This is a genomic window from Butyrivibrio sp. ob235 (assembly GCF_900109475.1).
Lineage (GTDB): Bacteria > Bacillota > Clostridia > Lachnospirales > Lachnospiraceae > Butyrivibrio.
Window position 1 is genome coordinate 74089 of the sequence record NZ_FOBE01000007.1, and the last position, 17373, is coordinate 91461.

Here is a 17373-nt window from a genome sequence, read left to right on the forward strand (position 1 = left end):
TTATATCTACCTCATAAGTGTTTTCAATATCTGCGATATCTGCTTTTTATATTTAGATAAAAATGCAAGATGATCGTCATCAGGTCCGCCGATAATATATGCCTCTCCTTCTGTCTGTGAATATGAGCTCCATGGATCATTATCGCATTTAGCCGCATTCCCTTCGTTCATATCACCGTTTTCGCAAAGAACGACACTGTCTATCTCTGCCTTAACCTTCCCGCTAATATTGACGCTGTTCATCACGTTTGATGAATAAACCAGGTAGGTTTCAAATATAGCGTGAAGCAAAGCATCATTAGCATTATCTCCGAAGTTTTCTTTAAGATACTTTTCAAAAAATGTTCTCTCAGACAGGCTATCCTCTGCGCCGGGATCTGTGATTTTTGTCTCTGTCCTTCCCGCAAAGATTGCAGCTGCCGCAGACATTCTTTCATACTTACTTTCTTCATCGTATGTTTCACCTGGCTCCGGAGCTTCCAGCATAATAATCCTGTCTGCTTTAAAGCCTTCACTTTCAAGCCTTTGTGCTGCAAGAAACGCAGCCGGTCCACCCTGCGAATATCCGATAATAATGTCTCCGTCCTTAAACAGACCTTGCATGCTTTCGTAGTAATGCTCTATAGTTTTGCCCCACATGTCTGCACTTTCCGGCTCGTATGCCATAAGCTCCTCAAGCGTCATATCTGCAAATAGTGCATACTTATCATCCGTAAGGCCGTATACTCTTCCGTCGTAGTCAAGCTCTTTTATCAGCGGAAGATAACATAACGGCATTCCTCCCGAAGGTGGAATACAGAACAGTGCCGGCTTATCCTTGCTTCCTTCTTTAAGCAGAGCTACCTCATCTTTCCTTCGCTCCCATCCTCTGTATCTCTCAAGCAAGAGTTCACCGAAAAGTCTTGGCGTAGGCGCCTTGGCAACATCTGAAATACTTATGTTGTATCCGTTAAGTTCCGAGATAAGGCGCATCATATCAAGGGAACTTCCGCCAAGTTCGAAGAAGGAATCATCCCTTCCAACCTTCTCCATGCCCAGTATTTTTTCATACAGAGCTGCTATCATCTCTTCAAGATAGCCCTCAGGTTCTGCTTTATTCTCAGTAAATTCGGGAACGGGCAGTGCGTCAGTATCCAGTTTGTCACTGGCATTTCTTGGCAGGCTATCAAGTGTTACTATCGCTACAGGCACCATGTAGGCCGGGAGTTTTTTCTTAAGATAAGCCCTAAGCATATCCGTATCCACAGCCTCGTCGCAGGTGATATAAGCGGCAAGATATGCTTCCCTTCCGTTATCACTTCTGCTAATAACCGCGGCTTCCCTGACAGATCCGAACTCTCTTATGCGGCTTTCTATTTCTCCGGTCTCAATGCGGTATCCGCGAATCTTGACCTGGTCGTCATATCTTCCCTGGCAATATACGTCACCCTTCGCATCAAAATATCCAATATCACCCGTACGATAAATGCGCTCCTTTGTATAAGGATTTATTACAAAAGCCTTGGAATTAAGTTCCTCTCTGTTATGATAACCTCTTGCAAGACCCATTCCACCAATGCATATCTCACCCTTTTGCAAGGTTCCGCACAGCTTATCACCCTGAAGGATATATACCTTTTTATTTACATAAGGTCGTCCTATCGGTATAGCTCCCAGGTGACCCTCCTCATATTTATAGGAGAGCGCATTGACACAGGCTTCGGTCGGGCCGTAGTCATTTACCATAAGCCTTGCATGCGTTACCCATTTTGCGAAAATATCATTGTTTGCCGCATCTCCGCCTGCGCAGACAGCATCGATGGTTTCGAAGTCATCCGGATTAAGTGCCTGCAAAAAGGCATTTGTTGTCGCTATGCAAGTCACTTTGTTTTCCTTGCAATACCTCGCAATGGCTTCTGAGCTTCCAAGTTTTTCCTTCGAAATCATGCACACTGTGCCTCCGTACGCAAGGGGCACAAATATTTCATATACAGAGGCATCAAATACATAATTGGCCATCTGTAGTATTACATCTGTCGTATCACCGAAAAATTCCCTGTTGGACCTTACCATAACAGTAAGGGCCTCATGATCTATCTCAACCCCTTTGGGAATTCCCGTTGTTCCCGAAGTATAAATCATATATGCAAGAGTCCCCGCCACATCGCTTTCCGGCCTGGGCACGCTATAATCCGCATCTTCCTGACTAATAAGTTCCTCGGTGCAGACATCTATGATACGTAAATCTGCTTCATTAAAAAGCTCTGATCTATCCTGTGTTCCCGGTTTTATACTCCGAAGCACAGCCACAGGTTCACAGTCGGAAAGAATAAAGCTTATACGATCATCCGGATATTCGGGATCCAGCGGCACATACGCAGCACCTGCAATAAACGAGGCGATCAGCGCCACTATCATTCCGGGATTCCTGTCGGCATAAACTGCCACGAAACGTTCCTCTCCAAAGCCAAGTTTTGACGCAAGAGTACAGGCTCCTCTCCATAACTGCCCATAGCTTAGAGTATTGCCCTCCATTATTACCGCGGCTTTATCCGGATTTTTCTTTACATTCTCATATAACATGTGGATAAAGGTTTCAGAGCCAAACTCCTTACAGGTTCCAGATATATCCGAAAGCATGTAACTTATCTCGCTCTGAGGCACCCTTTCAAGCTCTGAGATTTTTATATCCTCGTTTGATATTATCTGAAGGATCAGGTTCTCATATCGTCCAAGAAGCCTGTCTATGTAAGCGCGTTCATATATTGTTTCATCATACTGAATTTCAACGCTGAAACCGTCCTGTTCCTCTATACCTATAGAGAAGGGATAATCAACCTCCTCATGTTCCATACTTATCCTGTATCTGTCATCACTGTCCTCAGCAGGATAATTTTCATAAACATAAAGAGTTTTTATAAGACCGGTGCCCGCCTTCTTTCTGGACATTATCTTATCAAGAGGCGCATTTTCATAAGGCTGCATACTAAGATAATCTTCCTGTCGCCCCTTCATAACGAGGGAAACAGGTGTATCAGCCTCCCATTTAATCCTTGTGGGTATTGTATTAATAAGCATGCCTACAGCATCTTCGATACCTTTGGCATTTATGTTTCTTCCCGATACCGTCTCTCCAAATACGATATCCTTCATATCATTTTCAAAACCGAGAAGAAGTCCGAAGACCGTTCCGAAAAAGGTGCTTAAGGTAATCGCTCTGTTCTTCGCATATTCCCTTATCTTCTTTTCTTTTTCACCTTGTATGAAAAGTTTCACATAAGCAGCTTCGCCCCCGCCCTCGCTTTCGGCGGATTCTCCGATTCCCGCTCCCTCATTTATTCCGCTGAGATATTCCTCCCACTTGGTGAGAGCGCTTTCGCTGTCTCTGTCGCCTGTAAGACGCAGATATTCCGCAAACCCGAGTCCCCCGGCAGCTCCTTTTAACGCTTCATTCCTAAGCTCGTCATAGGACTCGTCGCCGCATAATCTGAAATAATAATCCGTAACAGTATCTATAAGTATTCTGAAACTCCATCCGTCAAATATGCAGTGATGGGAAGTTATAAGAAGTTCTTTTAAATCCCTGTCCGCAGAATCCGCATTGAAGGTTACTCTTAGCATCACATCTTCTTCCGGATCAAAGCCTCTGCGTAAATCGTTTGCTGCAATATCCTCGATGCTAAGTCCGCTCATCTCACAGAATTCAGGAGAAGCTGTGCCTTCACTAAGTATTATCTGCCAGAGCTTCTCGTAACCGTTTATAGCAAAACGTATTCTGAGTGCATCAAAACGAACGGCTGCAAGACTCAAAGACGCGCAAAAAGCGTCCTTATTCCATTCACCCTTAAGAAGGAGCTTATCCTGTAGCATATATGCGCCTGTCCCGGGCTCAGCAGCAAGGCGGTATAGCATGCCCTTTTGAAGAGGTGTCGGAGTGCCTATTGCCACAATATCTTCAGGAGATATTGACATAGTAAGCCTGTTCCAGTCTCGCATGCTCATGATATCCGAGACGCATAGATCAGACGGCGAAATAACTTTTCCCTCGTCAGGTATGCTTTCTATCGAAGATTCAATAAATGATATGTATTTATTTATAAGCTCTTCGATTTTGTCAGCGGAATAGATATTGTCATATACGCACTCAATTTCAAAACCGCTGAAGGCCGCCCTGATATTAACGGATATTGTCCACGGATCAACATTCTCTGCATCCGATTCACGGCCAGCATATTCATCGGAGTATTCTATAAAAGCTCCGTGGCTGCTGCGAAGGCTTCCAAGATAGTTGAAAACAAATCCGCCGATATCGACCAGATCATCAAATAAAAGGCCGTATCCCAGGCCATAATTGGGCACAGCTGCCAGCTCTTCCTTGACCTGAACGATCTGCTCATCCGTGTCTTCAGTAGTGGAAATGAGCACAGGATATACAGCGGTAAACCATCCTACTGTTCTATCGCATCTGATATCCTTCCCCAGCTTCCCTCTGCCGTGACTTTCCATCTGGAATAAAACAGTTCTGTCGCCGTATAAGCCATTGATTGTCCTTACTAATCCTGCCAGCAATATTACAGCAGGGCTCGCCTTATACCTGCTGCCCGAAATCCTTATCAGCTTATCCGATATTTCCTTCCCTACAGACGCAGTTATATAGCCAGATCCCTTTGCCTGTGATCCGTCATTTTTCAAGAAGTTACTAAGAAGTTCTTTGTAACCCTCTCTGTATTCACTTATTCTTTCATGTATCCTGCCCCAGTAATTTTTCTCCGGGATGAAGCCCTGAGATTTGCTGTACATTGCCAGCTCCTCAGACCATTCACCAAATGACACTGTCATAGGAGGCAGAACATCTCCGCTTTTTGCACCGTAAAGTGAATTAAGATCCTGCGCTATAATCTCCCATGATACCTCATCAATTACATAGTGATGGAAGGTAAGGAATAACCTGTCACCTGCCTTTTCTCTGAAAAGAGCAGCATTCATAATCCTTCCGCTCTCAGGATCAATCGAAGCATTTAAGTCATTCATTACCTTTATTCTTTCCTGTTCATCGAGATCACTGTATACGGGAAGGTCTATCCTGCTAACTTCTTCCTTTTCACGAATCCTTATTGTGCCGTCCTTTTCCAGTACCATCCTGAGCATACCGTGATACCGGACAAGAGCATTAAGAGCCTGTTCAAGCGACGCAGCATCAGCACTTTCTTTGATAGTGAAAACTGCTGCCTGATCGTAGTACGACGGATTGCTCATCTTTGCCATATTGAGCATGCGCATTACAGGAGTAGGGATAACCTTTTCAAATTCCTTGTACTTCTTCTCCTCTTCCTTCTTAATATGCGCACTAAGTCCGCGCACCGTCTGGCTTCTTAAAATATCTGCCGCATCAACGTTGTAGCCCTTCTTACGAAGAAGCGATACAATCATTATTGCTTTTATGGAATCACCGCCGTATGAAAGAAATTCATCGGTGACACCCATATTCTTTATATCCAGAACTTCCTCAAATGCCTCAAGGAGGTCCCGTTCTTCCTGCGTTGCCGGAAGGACGCGATTACTTACATTTTTAAATTCTTCCCGATAATCTTGGGGATCCGGGAGCCTTCTTCTGTCAATCTTGCCGTTTATGGTGAGCTTAAACTCCTTAACGGGAATGATCACAGAAGGAATCATATAAACCGGAAGGCGCTTTTCAAGCTGTTTTCTTATATTTCGGATTTCCTCATCCGAATTTTCTGCGTTCTGTAAAATGCAATATCCAAGTAGCTGTCTCTCGCCTTTTTCATTCTTACGAATTATAACTACAGCGTCATTAACTTCGGGGAGCGAACGCATAGCTGCTTCTATTTCGCCTGTCTCAATTCTGTAGCCCCTTATCTTGACCTGGTCGTCAATGCGGCTTATAAACTCGATATTGCCATCCTTAAGCACCCTTACAAGGTCACCGGTCCTGTACATTCTGCCCTCACCAAAGGGATTATTTACATACTTCTCTTTAGTGAGTTCCGGTCTGTTGTGATATCCTCTGGTCACCTGCCTTCCGGATATGCAAAGCTCACCCTGCACACCGATTCCGCAAATACTGTCTCCCCTAAGGACATACGTCCTTGTTCCCGGGATAGCCCTTCCGATTGGAACATTTTCCTTTTCACCACGAGCTTCAAACAGTATTCTTCCCTTGTCCGCAAACTTAAAGCTCGTTGCATTTACTGTTGTCTCAGTAGGGCCATAGGTATTAAATACCGTCCTGTTCTTGCTCCATGCCGTAAGAAGCGATTTATCCGGTGCCTCACCTCCGACATCAAGGAGTCGCAATTTCGGTAGTCTCTCAGGATCCATAAGTCGTAAAAATCCCGGAGTGAGAGATGCGACGGTAACGCCCTTGTCCTCGCAGTATTCAGAGAGTCTTTCCGGATCCCTTACAATATTCTCAGGGATGGTACAAAGACATCCGCCCACGGTAAGTATATGAAAAATGTCCCACACTGACTGATCAAATACAAAATTTGCGAACTGAAGAACAGTGTCGTTGCAGTCAAGCTCATAAATATTCTTATATGCATCAAGAAGTGACGACAGCTGTGCATGCTCAACAACAACGCCCTTTGGCTCCCCGGTTGATCCTGATGTATATATCATGTAGGCATTCCGGTTCGGCATGACCCTTGGAAGCCTGCAGTTTTCATCAGCCTTCTCTTCAGTTCCGGTATCAAACTCTTTTTCCGATAACCTGATGACAGGCAGCTTATTCAAATTCTCTTCGATGTCATCGCAAATGTCCGAATCCGCATCGCATACCAGCACAAGATCAGCTCCCGAATCCTTTAGCATAAAGCTAATACGCTCATTTGGATATTCGGGTGATATCGGCACATATCCCGCACCTGAGCGCAGTATTCCAAAGATTGCCGCAATCATCGAAAAGCCGCGTCCGGCAATAAGGCCAACCCAGCGCTCCTTACTCTCCGTATCATTTTCAAGAGAGCCATATTCCTTCAAAAGTCTCCCGGCGATTCTGCCCGAAACCTCCCACAGCTGTTTATAGGTCATAACTGATTCGCCATATACAACCGCTTTCTTATCGGGATGCTCCTTTGCCTGCTGCCCCACTCTGTCTATGACAGTGTCCGATAAAAATACCTCATCGTTCCCGGCGCCATAATTCATAATAAGAGACTTCTCTTCCTCACCCAGCATGGAAACAGCACTTAGTGATTCCTCCTCTTTTCCTACACACGCTTTAAGAAGAGTATTAAAATGTCTGCTCATCCATCTGATGCTTTCCTCATCAAACAGATTCCTGTCATACTCGAAAACAAAATAGTATGAGTCCTTTTCTATTCCGCCTTCAAGTGTGAGGTCGTACATCGGCATCTCATCATAGGGCCAGTACATTTTCGAAGGTCGTCCGTCCATGTCAGGCAGCGCACTGTCAAAATCACGCATCACAAAAAAGACATCAAATAACTGGTGCCCGTGTGCAGTGCGCCTTGTGCCTCCAAGCTTTTCATAACCGGCTGATATATCCTCCAGTGAAGCCTGCCTGTTATCCAGCATGAAAAGTACCTTATCCCTGACACTGTCAAGGAGCTGTGAAAAGGTCATACCTTCCTTTACGTTCATGGCTATCGGCAATGTATTTGCGAACATTCCCTGAAGTTTTACCGTGCCTTGCTGCTGCCTTCCATCCACTGCCGTTCCGAGAATAAGCCTTTTCTTTCCTGTATACTTATGGAGCATAACCGCGAAAACCGTGACAAAAAACATGTAGGGCGTAACTCCGAGATCCCTGCAGTTTTTCTCAATTTCCTTTGATAGTCCATCACCGAGTTCAAGCTTTACATGCCCTGCTTTTGCCTTTTCGGACTCATTAAACACTCCATCATATGGAAGCCTTAATTCTCTGCTATCGGCATGATCTGATAGGAGCCCTATCCACTCATCTATACAATGCTTATAGGCATCAGATGACATCCATTCACGCTCCCACGAAGCGTATTCCTTCTGGTGAATAGCTGTATCTTCAAGCTCTTCTCCGTTATAGAGAGCAGCGAATTCCTGTCCAAACATAGCCATTCCGGTACCATCATTTATGATGTGATGCCAGTAGAATGTAAGTCCCTTATCTCCAATACTCCACATAAAAAGCGGAGCATCTTCAAGTTCAAAACATGCGGGAGCTTCCTCTGTATATGCCTTTTCTACAGCTTCCGTTATCCACTTGCTGTCAGCAGGCTGAATTCTCTGAACTATATCAGAGCCCTGCATATAAAATGAAGTTCTAAGGCTCTCATGACGTTCAAAAAGCTTATAAAGCACCGCTTCGGTTCTTTCTTTATCAGGCCTTTTTTCAGTCATTACAGACATGCTAAGAATATACGTGGAATCGTTATCATCAAGGAGCTTTTGGGCTGTATATATTCTCTCCTGCGCTTTACTTACAGGATAATAATCCTGCTCCGGCAGAAGTTTTTCATCGATAGGTCTAAAGCCCGAATCCGTATCTTCCAGACTCCTTTTTTCAATAAGGTTAGCAAGCTCGGAAACAATAGAATTCTCCATGATATCCCGCGTACTTAATCTGCATGAAAAATGTTTTTCGATTTCAAACAGGAGCCTTGCAGCAAGAAGTGAGTCGCCGCCTATCCGCATAAAATCGTCGTTTCTTCCGACTTTCGTAATGCCAAGAAGCGCTTCATAAATTAATGTCAGTTCCTTCTCCGTATCATTTGCCGGTGCTTCATATTCAGCCTTGTTAAGATCAAAATCCGGCACCTCAAGCTTTTCATAATCCACCTTTCCGTTTGTATTAAGGGGAATACTGTCTATTCGTATAAAAAAGGACGGAACCATATAAGAAGGCTTAAACCTGCGAACATAATCCTCAAGCTCATTGGTATCAAGTTCTGAATCCGCAAGATAATAAGCGGCTATAACTCTCTGTCCTCCTACCTCGGGAGTCGAGATTACCACATCATCAATTCCGTCATAGCCTCTTAAGAGTTCCTCTATCTCTGCAGGCTCTATTCTGATTCCGCGTATCTTGACCTGTCTGTCAGCCCTTCCCATAAATTCGAAGATTCCATCTTCATGCCTTATGACAAGATCTCCTGAGTGATACATCCTTTTATATTCGGGATCATCAGAAAAAGGATTGTCCGTAAATGACTTCTCTGTGAGCTCCGGACGATTTAAATATCCAAGTGCAACATGGGGACCTGCTATGCAAAGTTCGCCTATCTCTCCCGGTCCTTTCTCCTGTCCGTCCTCATCCACCACATATAATCTGACTTCGTCAACTGCTCTTCCTATGGGAGCCTTACCCGGATATCCCTTATCTATAGGAAAAATAGTCGTATACAGTGTGCACTCAGCCGGGCCGTAATCGTTAGTCAGTGTGTATCCGGTCGGAGGAGCCACTGATACAAGTGCTTCTCCGCCAACTGTCAGATGACGAAGACAGTGGTTTGAAACAGTCATTGCAAACTGTCTTCCAAGCTGCGTTGTCATGGTAAGATGAGTGATTTTATGCTTTTCAAGAAAGCTATTGAGCTCACCTAAATCTGTTCTTATCTCTTCGGGAATGATATAGATTGAAGCACCTGAAGTAAGCGGAAGCAAAAGTTCCACTATCGCAAGATCAAAGACAAAACTCGGATGCTGTGCCATACGGCAGCTATCATCCACTTCATAATATTTCAGATGCCATTTGCAGGCAGAATATATATTGCCATGTGTCAGGACGATACCCTTGGGAACACCGGTGGTACCTGATGTGTACAGTATTACAAAGCGGTCATCGCCGTTTACGTTTTCCCAAATAACTTCGGATGTATCCGGCAGCTTAGGGATATCCTCCATATAGAGTATTGTGCGCTGTTTTCCGCCTTCACACGCAAACGTTATCAGATGTTCAAGCTCTTTTGAAACTATAACGACAGGTGCATCCGCATCCTCTATCATAAAGCGCAGACGTTCTTCAGGGTAAGAGGGATCCAGCGGCTGATACGCTGCTCCCGCGCGAAGTATCCCAAGCGGAGCAATAGTCATATATTCGCAGCGGGGCACAAGAACGGAAATGACATCCCCCTTTACTATCCCCTGTTTCTTTAAAAAGGCTGCCAGTTTTCCGCTAAGCTTATCAAGCTCACCGTAGGTATATTTATTTTCCCCACAATAAAGCGCAGGCATATTTTCATATGCCCTTGCAGACTCCGCTATCAGCGGCAATATGGATTTTATTTCATAAGGTCTGACCGGTTCGTGCATCATCCATGTTCCCCATCACTTTTTATCATCTCTGTAGATATAGTCCACCAGCTGAAGGTTGCTAAATGAAATGTCAAAATCTACTTTCTGCGCCGTTGTATAGTTCACTCCTATCTTCGGCGTAGTTTCACATACCATATCCAATTGATCAAAGGGTACCCCCTCCTCGGCATATCTTCGAATCTGCTGTACCACATGATTTGCCGACTCACTGCAATCAGTCATGGTAATTCCGAAAAGGACACCGTTGACAACAGGCATAAGCTCATCCTGAGCCATGGTTTTAATCTTTTTCGGAATAATACAGTCATCAAGAAGCTCCTGCATTTTTTCCTCGTACTCAATGGAGGATATCGTAACAAGCAGACAGTCTATGCCTTTATCAGCGAGCTTCCTGTAGGCCTGTTTTAATTCCTCATAATATCTTTCATAATCATCATCCGTAACAGGCTCATCCACATTTTCATATACAACCTCGAAGCCGTATTCCTTTGCCTTTGCTTCTATCGTCGGGATTCCTGAATAGATATATGCATCCCGGGAATCCTCATATACAACTCCAAGCTTTTTAAACCCAATGAATTTGTAGCCGGCATCCAACTGTCTGATATAAGGCGTGGTATCCATAAGCGCAAATGACCTGTCATCGAACCGCTCCGTCTCGCTTTTTACAATGCCCGACTCAATGGGATCTGCCGCATACATATTTATGAACTTATTCTTTTTCTCGTTATTTTTAAGATAAACACCCGACGCTGTTCCCATCGACAGAATAATATCTACATCATCGCGGTTTGTGACGCTCTTATAATCCTCTTCATTCATATCATCAAGATTGAAAAATGCATCTCTTACAAATACATATTTTGCCCCGGCAACACCGGCATCGCAGATATCGTTCCATAATTTTAATGTATCACCCGATGATAATTTTTCTTCAAAGTTTACGTCCTTATACTTCCCGGCAAAAGATTCATCAACGCTTCCTTCAGCGGTGAATTCAAGGGCTATATCCAAAAGGAGCTGGGTAAATGATCCGTATTCCTCGCTCTCAACATATCCGAATCTGATGGGTGTGCCGGGAGTTACATTTTCCGAAGCATTCGCTTCGCACACCTTAGTAAGGGAGGAGATGATCAAAATACAAATAATGCAGATAGTTGCAGTCAGTTTATTTCTTGTTTTCATTATCTGCCACCTCCTTCGCTCTATTATCCTTGCTTTTAAAATAGAGTATTGCCGCTCCGTAAACTACCAGGCCGATTACCAGAGCTACCACGATAATTCCGGTAGCATTAGCAGCGCCTTTGTTAAGACGCGAGGTTATTGCAATAGGTCCTATTCCTATCGCGATCTTACCAAACACCATCTGAAGAAGTGTACTCTGCTCCGTGACGGTTCCCTCGACATGATCCAGTCCCGAATCGATTACAACCATACCGAAGCAGTCCCACAGACTTGTAAAAATGATAGCCAGTATCGCAGCCCAGATACTTGATGTTAATACAAAAAGACCAATGCTCAGGGTCTGAAACAGCATATAAAGAAACATCGCCGGCCTTGTGCGCATCCTTTTCGTAACCCATTCCGAAATCGGATCTGTAAGGTATGCAATTATCATGAAATTGACCATCAGGAGTCCCGCCACCATTGAATTGGAGAAATTCATCTCATCTCCGAACAGCGGGAATGTATACTCCACAAACAGCGAAGCCATGTACAAAGGAATAACTACAAAGATCATGAATATGCTGACCTGGGGGATTCTGAGTTCCTTTACAGCTTCGAAAAATGAAATTCCTTTCTCGTTTTCCTGCTTTTCAGGGAAATGGGCGATGAATATAAGAAACAGACACAGACATCCGATAGCCGCACCTACCAGGAATACAACTGCATAGGATGCCACATCCGCTATAAGTCCGCCTATTACCACACCGCAGCATACACCGAGATTAATTGCCGCCATGTATTCCACAAGAAGTCTGTTATGCATCTCCTGATTTTTCTGGGATGCCGCATAGAGCCTTATGGCATTTACAATTATGCCGTCGCAAAAACCGAATATAAATCTGGATACGATAAGGAAAGGCAGATTAGGTGAAAAGGCGCACAATATATATCCGAGGATTCCGGCTACTATTCCGGCAATCAGCGTCTTCTTCATACCGAATCTGTTTATCAGAGTGCCGCAGCCAAACAGGCCGATTAGCACCGCAACCGAGAACATGGTATTGGGCATTCCGCCTAAAAAGGACATGGACTCGGGCAGATTCATCGCATCAAACATTTTATTACTGAACACCGAGAAAAAGCCGCTGTCCAGTGCAAAGGCAATTCCCTCGGCAAAGACAAACAGACGAAAGCCCGGGATATAGAGCTCTTTTTCCCGGCGGTTGTCCCTGTATTCGATGTGATTGGTAAGGAACTTTATTGTCTCCAAACTCATAAAGATTGCTATAAGAATCAATATGATAATATCTATGGCATTGTTAATTTTTTTTCTGTTTATATAATCAATGCTGTAATTACAATTAAGGTTAATTCCATCCTTGTTCTGAACATCAATATTTATACATTTATTCTCGTCGCCATCACTCCCGGCTTCCGTCATTATCTCCATACTTGATATTTCCGGAATGTTCAGTGACAGGTCCTCAAGGTATTCCTCAAGTCCTGTGAATTCATCATAATCCACTCCCTTGTTGATGACCTCGTTTATATCATTTTCCACCGAGCGCGCTGTCATTATCGCTATCTTATCCAGGGAAGTATCGAAAGCAGAACTCACCTTCATCATCGAAAATGTGCCAAGCAGACACTGGGATGCAACAAGTATTACGATAGCCGTAATGCGCATCCGCTTTACGGTAAGTTCCTCTCCTCCCAGGATGAAACAGGAGGCGAAAGCCGCTATGATTACTGTAAGCATGACAGCTAAGCTTACCCTTGCTATGTATTCCAGATATTCTCTCGTAGCAGCTTCTACTGATTCCTTATCAAACTTAAGAATCATCTCACCGCCATCGAAATCCACAAAAGCGTACAAACCATCAGACCTGATAACGTATTCCTCATCCGGAGTAGTTCTTCTTACCGGCTCATCAATGTCACCGATTGCCTCTACTCTCTCCCTTTTGCTGTCAGTGACCTCCACACCGATAATGTCTGCAGACAACGCGGCTATGCCCTCCATGATGTCCGTAAGACCATAGAACTTATTGATCGGTTTTCCAAAGCTCAGCGCATAGTTCATCTTCCTCACGGCACTTGTCGTATTAAGGACTCCGGAATGAACCACAGTGTCAGCCTGCAATTTGCGGTATGACATGGTATTCAGGGCAGCGGAAAAAAGCGTCATTACGACACCCAGGAGAATCATTGTAAGAATTACGCGATTTCTCTTTATCTTCATAATGTCTGTCCTTATCTGTTATAGATATACCGCTTTAGCATTTCCTTATTTTTTCCGACTATGCGTTTATTGACTTTGTTTTTTTCATCCAGTTCCGTGCTGAGCTGATTTATATGGCTCTGCATCAGCATCATCGTGCTCGCCATGCTCTTCATCATCTGCAGGATATTCACATGGTTTTCACGGATGAACTCATCTATCTTATCCTCTGTCACTCTGTATATGATGATGTCCGAATAGGCAATTACCGTATACGGAGACTTCTCGTGAAGCAGCAGTCCGAATTCCCCAAAGCAGGCACCTTTCCCAAGGAGTCCAAGAAGTGTCTCATTCTCCGTGCCATGTGCCAGATACACCTCGGCATTCCCTTTTAGTATCTTGAACATGTCCTTGCTGTCTTCTCCCTCACGAAGGATTATTTCGTCGGGATGAAAAGTTAAGATGCTATTGTTATCCACTAGCTTTCCCTTTCTGCGCCGGGGCAAATGGTTTCTGCACCAGGCAGAATGTTTTCTTTGCCGGGCAGAATGCTGAAAAAGTAAATACAGAAGCAAAATAGCACTTTTGGTACCCTTTTGGGGCGGATTTTCCTGCTTTTTCATTACCTATTGTAAATGAGCGCTCATTTTTGCCAGTTTGGTACCCCTATTTTCTCAAATCATGGGTACCAAAACCGAAAAAATCCACTTATATTTACTTTTTATTACTTTTATCCATTAATTTTACCATTTTCCATACAATGATTATCTAAAATAAGTATAAAAATATTCTCATGTAAAACAGTGTATAAATGATAGAATCTGACATTGTACCGGTTAAAGAGTCTCGTTATACTATTAGATATGGATAAGTACGCAGAAATAATTAATCATGAAAAACCGATCTCGAAGAAACATCCCCCTATGCCCCTCCAAAACAGGGCTGCACAGTTCATGCCCTTTGCTGCTCTTGTGGGTTATGATGACGAGGTGTCAGAAGCGGGAAGATTTACCCGCGAGAAGATCGAGCTGACTGAAGAAAAACAGTCAGAACTAAATGAAAAGCTCACGGAAATGATTAATTCCCATGAGCCCGGTGATACATTATCTGCGACTGTGACATATTTTGTTCCCGATGGATTAAAAGATGGTGGGGAATATGTCACGAAACAGGTTAATATTGGAAAAATCGATACCTTCAAAAGGTGTCTCGTACTGGATGATAAGTCCGTAATTCTGATAGAGGATATTATATCTATTGAGTAAGACTCTTTGTTCTTCCCCAAAATATTATAATTGCGGTCGCATTTTGTGACCACAAATGCAGGTTTCCTATATCAATCCTAATCTATTTTGTATTTTAACAATGAGAAATCTGGTAATCCTTCTTCCTACATATGCTAAAGCATAGCTACTTTTTCTTTTTCCTAAAAATAGACACAATGCTCAATACACCCAGTGCAAAGAATATCAGTGCAAAAATCGCTGAATATTGCACGCCACTATTTAAGGCTGATGACGAAAGCAAAAAGCATACGACTGCTGCTATGACTTTCGTCCATAAATCTGTACCATTGGAATTGCTTCGTACATTTACATCAACACCACCCGGTGCTTTATGTCCTCTGACATAATATGGACACTGCGTATACCTTCCGTATCCTTTGAGCACTCTTCCTCCACATCTTGCAGCCTCCTCCGTATTAGTAGGCATATGATATCCAGTAGTTCCTCCGTTAGTTTGAGGTCTTTTGGGGCTATAGCACCACGCTTCATATTGAGTCCATCCACCACCCTTGCCATATGAAGTCATCTTGGCACATGGACAAACCTTATAATGAGTCCCATCATAATTCCCTCTTCCTCTCGCCATACATTATCACTCCTTTAGCTTATATCAGTTCCTGTAATAAGTTCGTTCCATAGCAATGGTTTCTGGTTCCAGGAATCCCCTAAAACACTTTTTTCAGTATCCGACCACTCATTTGCATCCAATCCATCAAGCACAATAACACGGTCTGCCATCTCTTCATATTCGACCATATCATCATCCGTTACCCATTCTTTGGGTGATACAATAAGCAGTTTAGCTTTTTCCCCATCTACTTCAGGTTGCCAGACATCATGTAATGGTTCTGCTGCCATCATGTAAAATTCGCATGCAGGTGAATGCTGACCATGATACACAGTAAGAATCCCGCTTTCATAGATGCTTACATCATCACACCACGAAAGCCCCATAAATGTTTTAAATACTACTTTATCATCCTCACAAAATACCTGATATAAAGTTCCTTCTGTCGTTGCACATTGATTCAAAATGTATAAAATGCTTTTACCATCATGCTCCATCATGCAATAGAAGCATCCAAAATCTGATGGGATTTCTATAGAGTTATCATCCTGTTGTTCAATTCCCCCTTGATTATTTAAATACTTTCTTATATCTTCTGCCAAAAGTTCATAAATACTTATCTGTTCTCCACCATTTTCAGCCGTAATCTCTCCATGTAAAAAAGCTGAAAACATGCGAGCTGTTTCAGAATTTAAGTTTGAATCTGCCACAACATCATTAAGGATTAGATTGTAAGTATTATCACTCTTAGCAGTATCCTCTTCATTAAAGTTCTTAGCTGCTTCATTAAATGCTTCCAAAGGCGAAAATTCAGGTTCTCCGGCATAAAATTCATCTACGCTTAGCCCAAATTCTTCAATATATTTTTTTACCTCAGAATCATATTCCTGCTTTGGAATCCAGGGCATACCTCCTTCTGTAAGTATCTGCTCAACAGTAAGCGAGTCAATGCCACTATCAAAAATTTCATATGAATAGATGGTTTTACCATCATCCTGACCAAATGAAAATGTAGTTGAGTACAAATAAACCTTGTCTCCCCATTCATTCCACTTATCACTCATTGAAGATAGATCAATACCATTATCTCCACCACAATAGGTCGAAGGTATTGCCTCTGCATAACACTCATCTGTATAGAAAAGATCGCAACGCTTTCCATCTTTATCCACACCGACGCAATCCGTATCCATTCCACAGCCGGCATATGCCGTCATAGATCCAAAACTAATTCCATATTTGTTTATCGCCCCAGCATTTCTGTAATGCCATATTTCCTCAGTGCAAAACTGAAGTTTGCCATCAATATATTTGATAACAATTGCACAATCCGTATCACCCTCATATTCTGACATTTCAGTTGAATCAGAAAATGATATAAGTAGCTCTGGAATACCATCATTTCCACAATCTATATAGGCATATTGAAAGTCATGATAATTGTGTTCTTCAAATCCACCATTCTCAGAAATAGCCTTTATAACATCCCGGAAGACATACCCCTGACCAGCAACAAGTCCATCCATCGCGTAATTATCAAAATATAACTCTTCTTCCAAATGTAGAAATCTCTCGTATGCTGCCATGCTTTCATCACTTAGAAGTTGCTGTTTATCAAGGTTATTATTGTCAGAAGAATCAGCATTATCAGCAACCACGAGCTCAGAATCTGGATCTTTCTTAGCCTCTAATACTGTTTCTTCCACCGTAGACATATCCTCATTATTATTCTTTTCATCCACAATCGTGTTTTCTGTATCAATAGTTGTATATCGATTTGAACACGCCATCAAAAATACTAAATTAGCGCTTATTAATAACAGTATAATTTTTCTTTTTCTCATAATTTTGTTCTTTTTCTAATAAATTGATATACA

General features: G+C 43.0%; 7 protein-coding genes. 1 reads left to right on the forward strand and 6 read right to left on the reverse strand.

Annotated features, from left to right (window positions below; translation table 11 throughout):
- Positions 1 to 6 precede the first annotated feature (6 nt).
- The 4 genes from BMW61_RS07635 to BMW61_RS07650 are packed head-to-tail and all read right to left on the reverse strand — an operon-like array spanning position 7 to position 14121.
- Entirely contained in the window at positions 7 to 10254 is a 10248-nt protein-coding gene (locus tag BMW61_RS07635) for a non-ribosomal peptide synthetase (RefSeq protein WP_091820744.1), read from the reverse strand.
- 12 nt (positions 10255 to 10266) lie between these two features.
- Entirely contained in the window at positions 10267 to 11439 is a 1173-nt protein-coding gene (locus BMW61_RS07640; RefSeq protein WP_091820745.1) for a type 1 periplasmic-binding domain-containing protein, read from the reverse strand.
- Entirely contained in the window at positions 11423 to 13663 is a 2241-nt protein-coding gene (locus BMW61_RS07645) for an MFS transporter (RefSeq protein WP_091820747.1), read from the reverse strand. Before BMW61_RS07645 ends, BMW61_RS07640 begins: the two co-directional genes overlap by 17 nt.
- A gap of 11 nt (positions 13664 to 13674) precedes the next feature.
- Complete coding sequence (locus BMW61_RS07650; RefSeq protein ID WP_022763259.1) at positions 13675 to 14121, reverse strand: Crp/Fnr family transcriptional regulator; 447 nt, start codon at positions 14119 to 14121, stop codon at positions 13675 to 13677.
- Between the two features lie 444 nt (positions 14122 to 14565).
- Between BMW61_RS07650 and BMW61_RS07655 the strand changes: the two genes are divergently transcribed.
- The gene (locus BMW61_RS07655; RefSeq protein ID WP_242876657.1) at positions 14566 to 14907 is read left to right on the forward strand and encodes a YolD-like family protein; all 342 of its coding nucleotides are present in this window, start codon (positions 14566 to 14568) and stop codon (positions 14905 to 14907) included.
- Between the two features lie 145 nt (positions 14908 to 15052).
- Here BMW61_RS07655 and BMW61_RS07660 read toward each other — a convergent pair whose 3' ends face one another.
- Together BMW61_RS07660 and BMW61_RS07665 are read right to left on the reverse strand one after the other, a co-directional pair.
- Positions 15053 to 15514: a hypothetical protein gene (locus BMW61_RS07660; protein WP_022763261.1), complete on the reverse strand. Its 462-nt coding sequence runs from the start codon at positions 15512 to 15514 to the stop codon at positions 15053 to 15055.
- Between the two features lie 14 nt (positions 15515 to 15528).
- Entirely contained in the window at positions 15529 to 17340 is a 1812-nt protein-coding gene (locus BMW61_RS07665; RefSeq protein WP_091820752.1) for a hypothetical protein, read from the reverse strand.
- Positions 17341 to 17373: the final 33 nt, after the last annotated feature.

Coding starts and splice junctions, on each gene's coding strand:
- BMW61_RS07645 (WP_091820747.1), bottom strand. CDS start 13,663: ATGAAGATAAAGAGAAATCGCGTAATTCTTACAATGATTCTCCTGGGT.
- BMW61_RS07665 (WP_091820752.1), bottom strand. CDS start 17,340: ATGAGAAAAAGAAAAATTATACTGTTATTAATAAGCGCTAATTTAGTA.
- BMW61_RS07660 (WP_022763261.1), bottom strand. CDS start 15,514: ATGGCGAGAGGAAGAGGGAATTATGATGGGACTCATTATAAGGTTTGT.
- BMW61_RS07655 (WP_242876657.1), top strand. CDS start 14,566: ATGCCCCTCCAAAACAGGGCTGCACAGTTCATGCCCTTTGCTGCTCTT.
- BMW61_RS07635 (WP_091820744.1), bottom strand. CDS start 10,254: ATGATGCACGAACCGGTCAGACCTTATGAAATAAAATCCATATTGCCG.
- BMW61_RS07640 (WP_091820745.1), bottom strand. CDS start 11,439: ATGAAAACAAGAAATAAACTGACTGCAACTATCTGCATTATTTGTATT.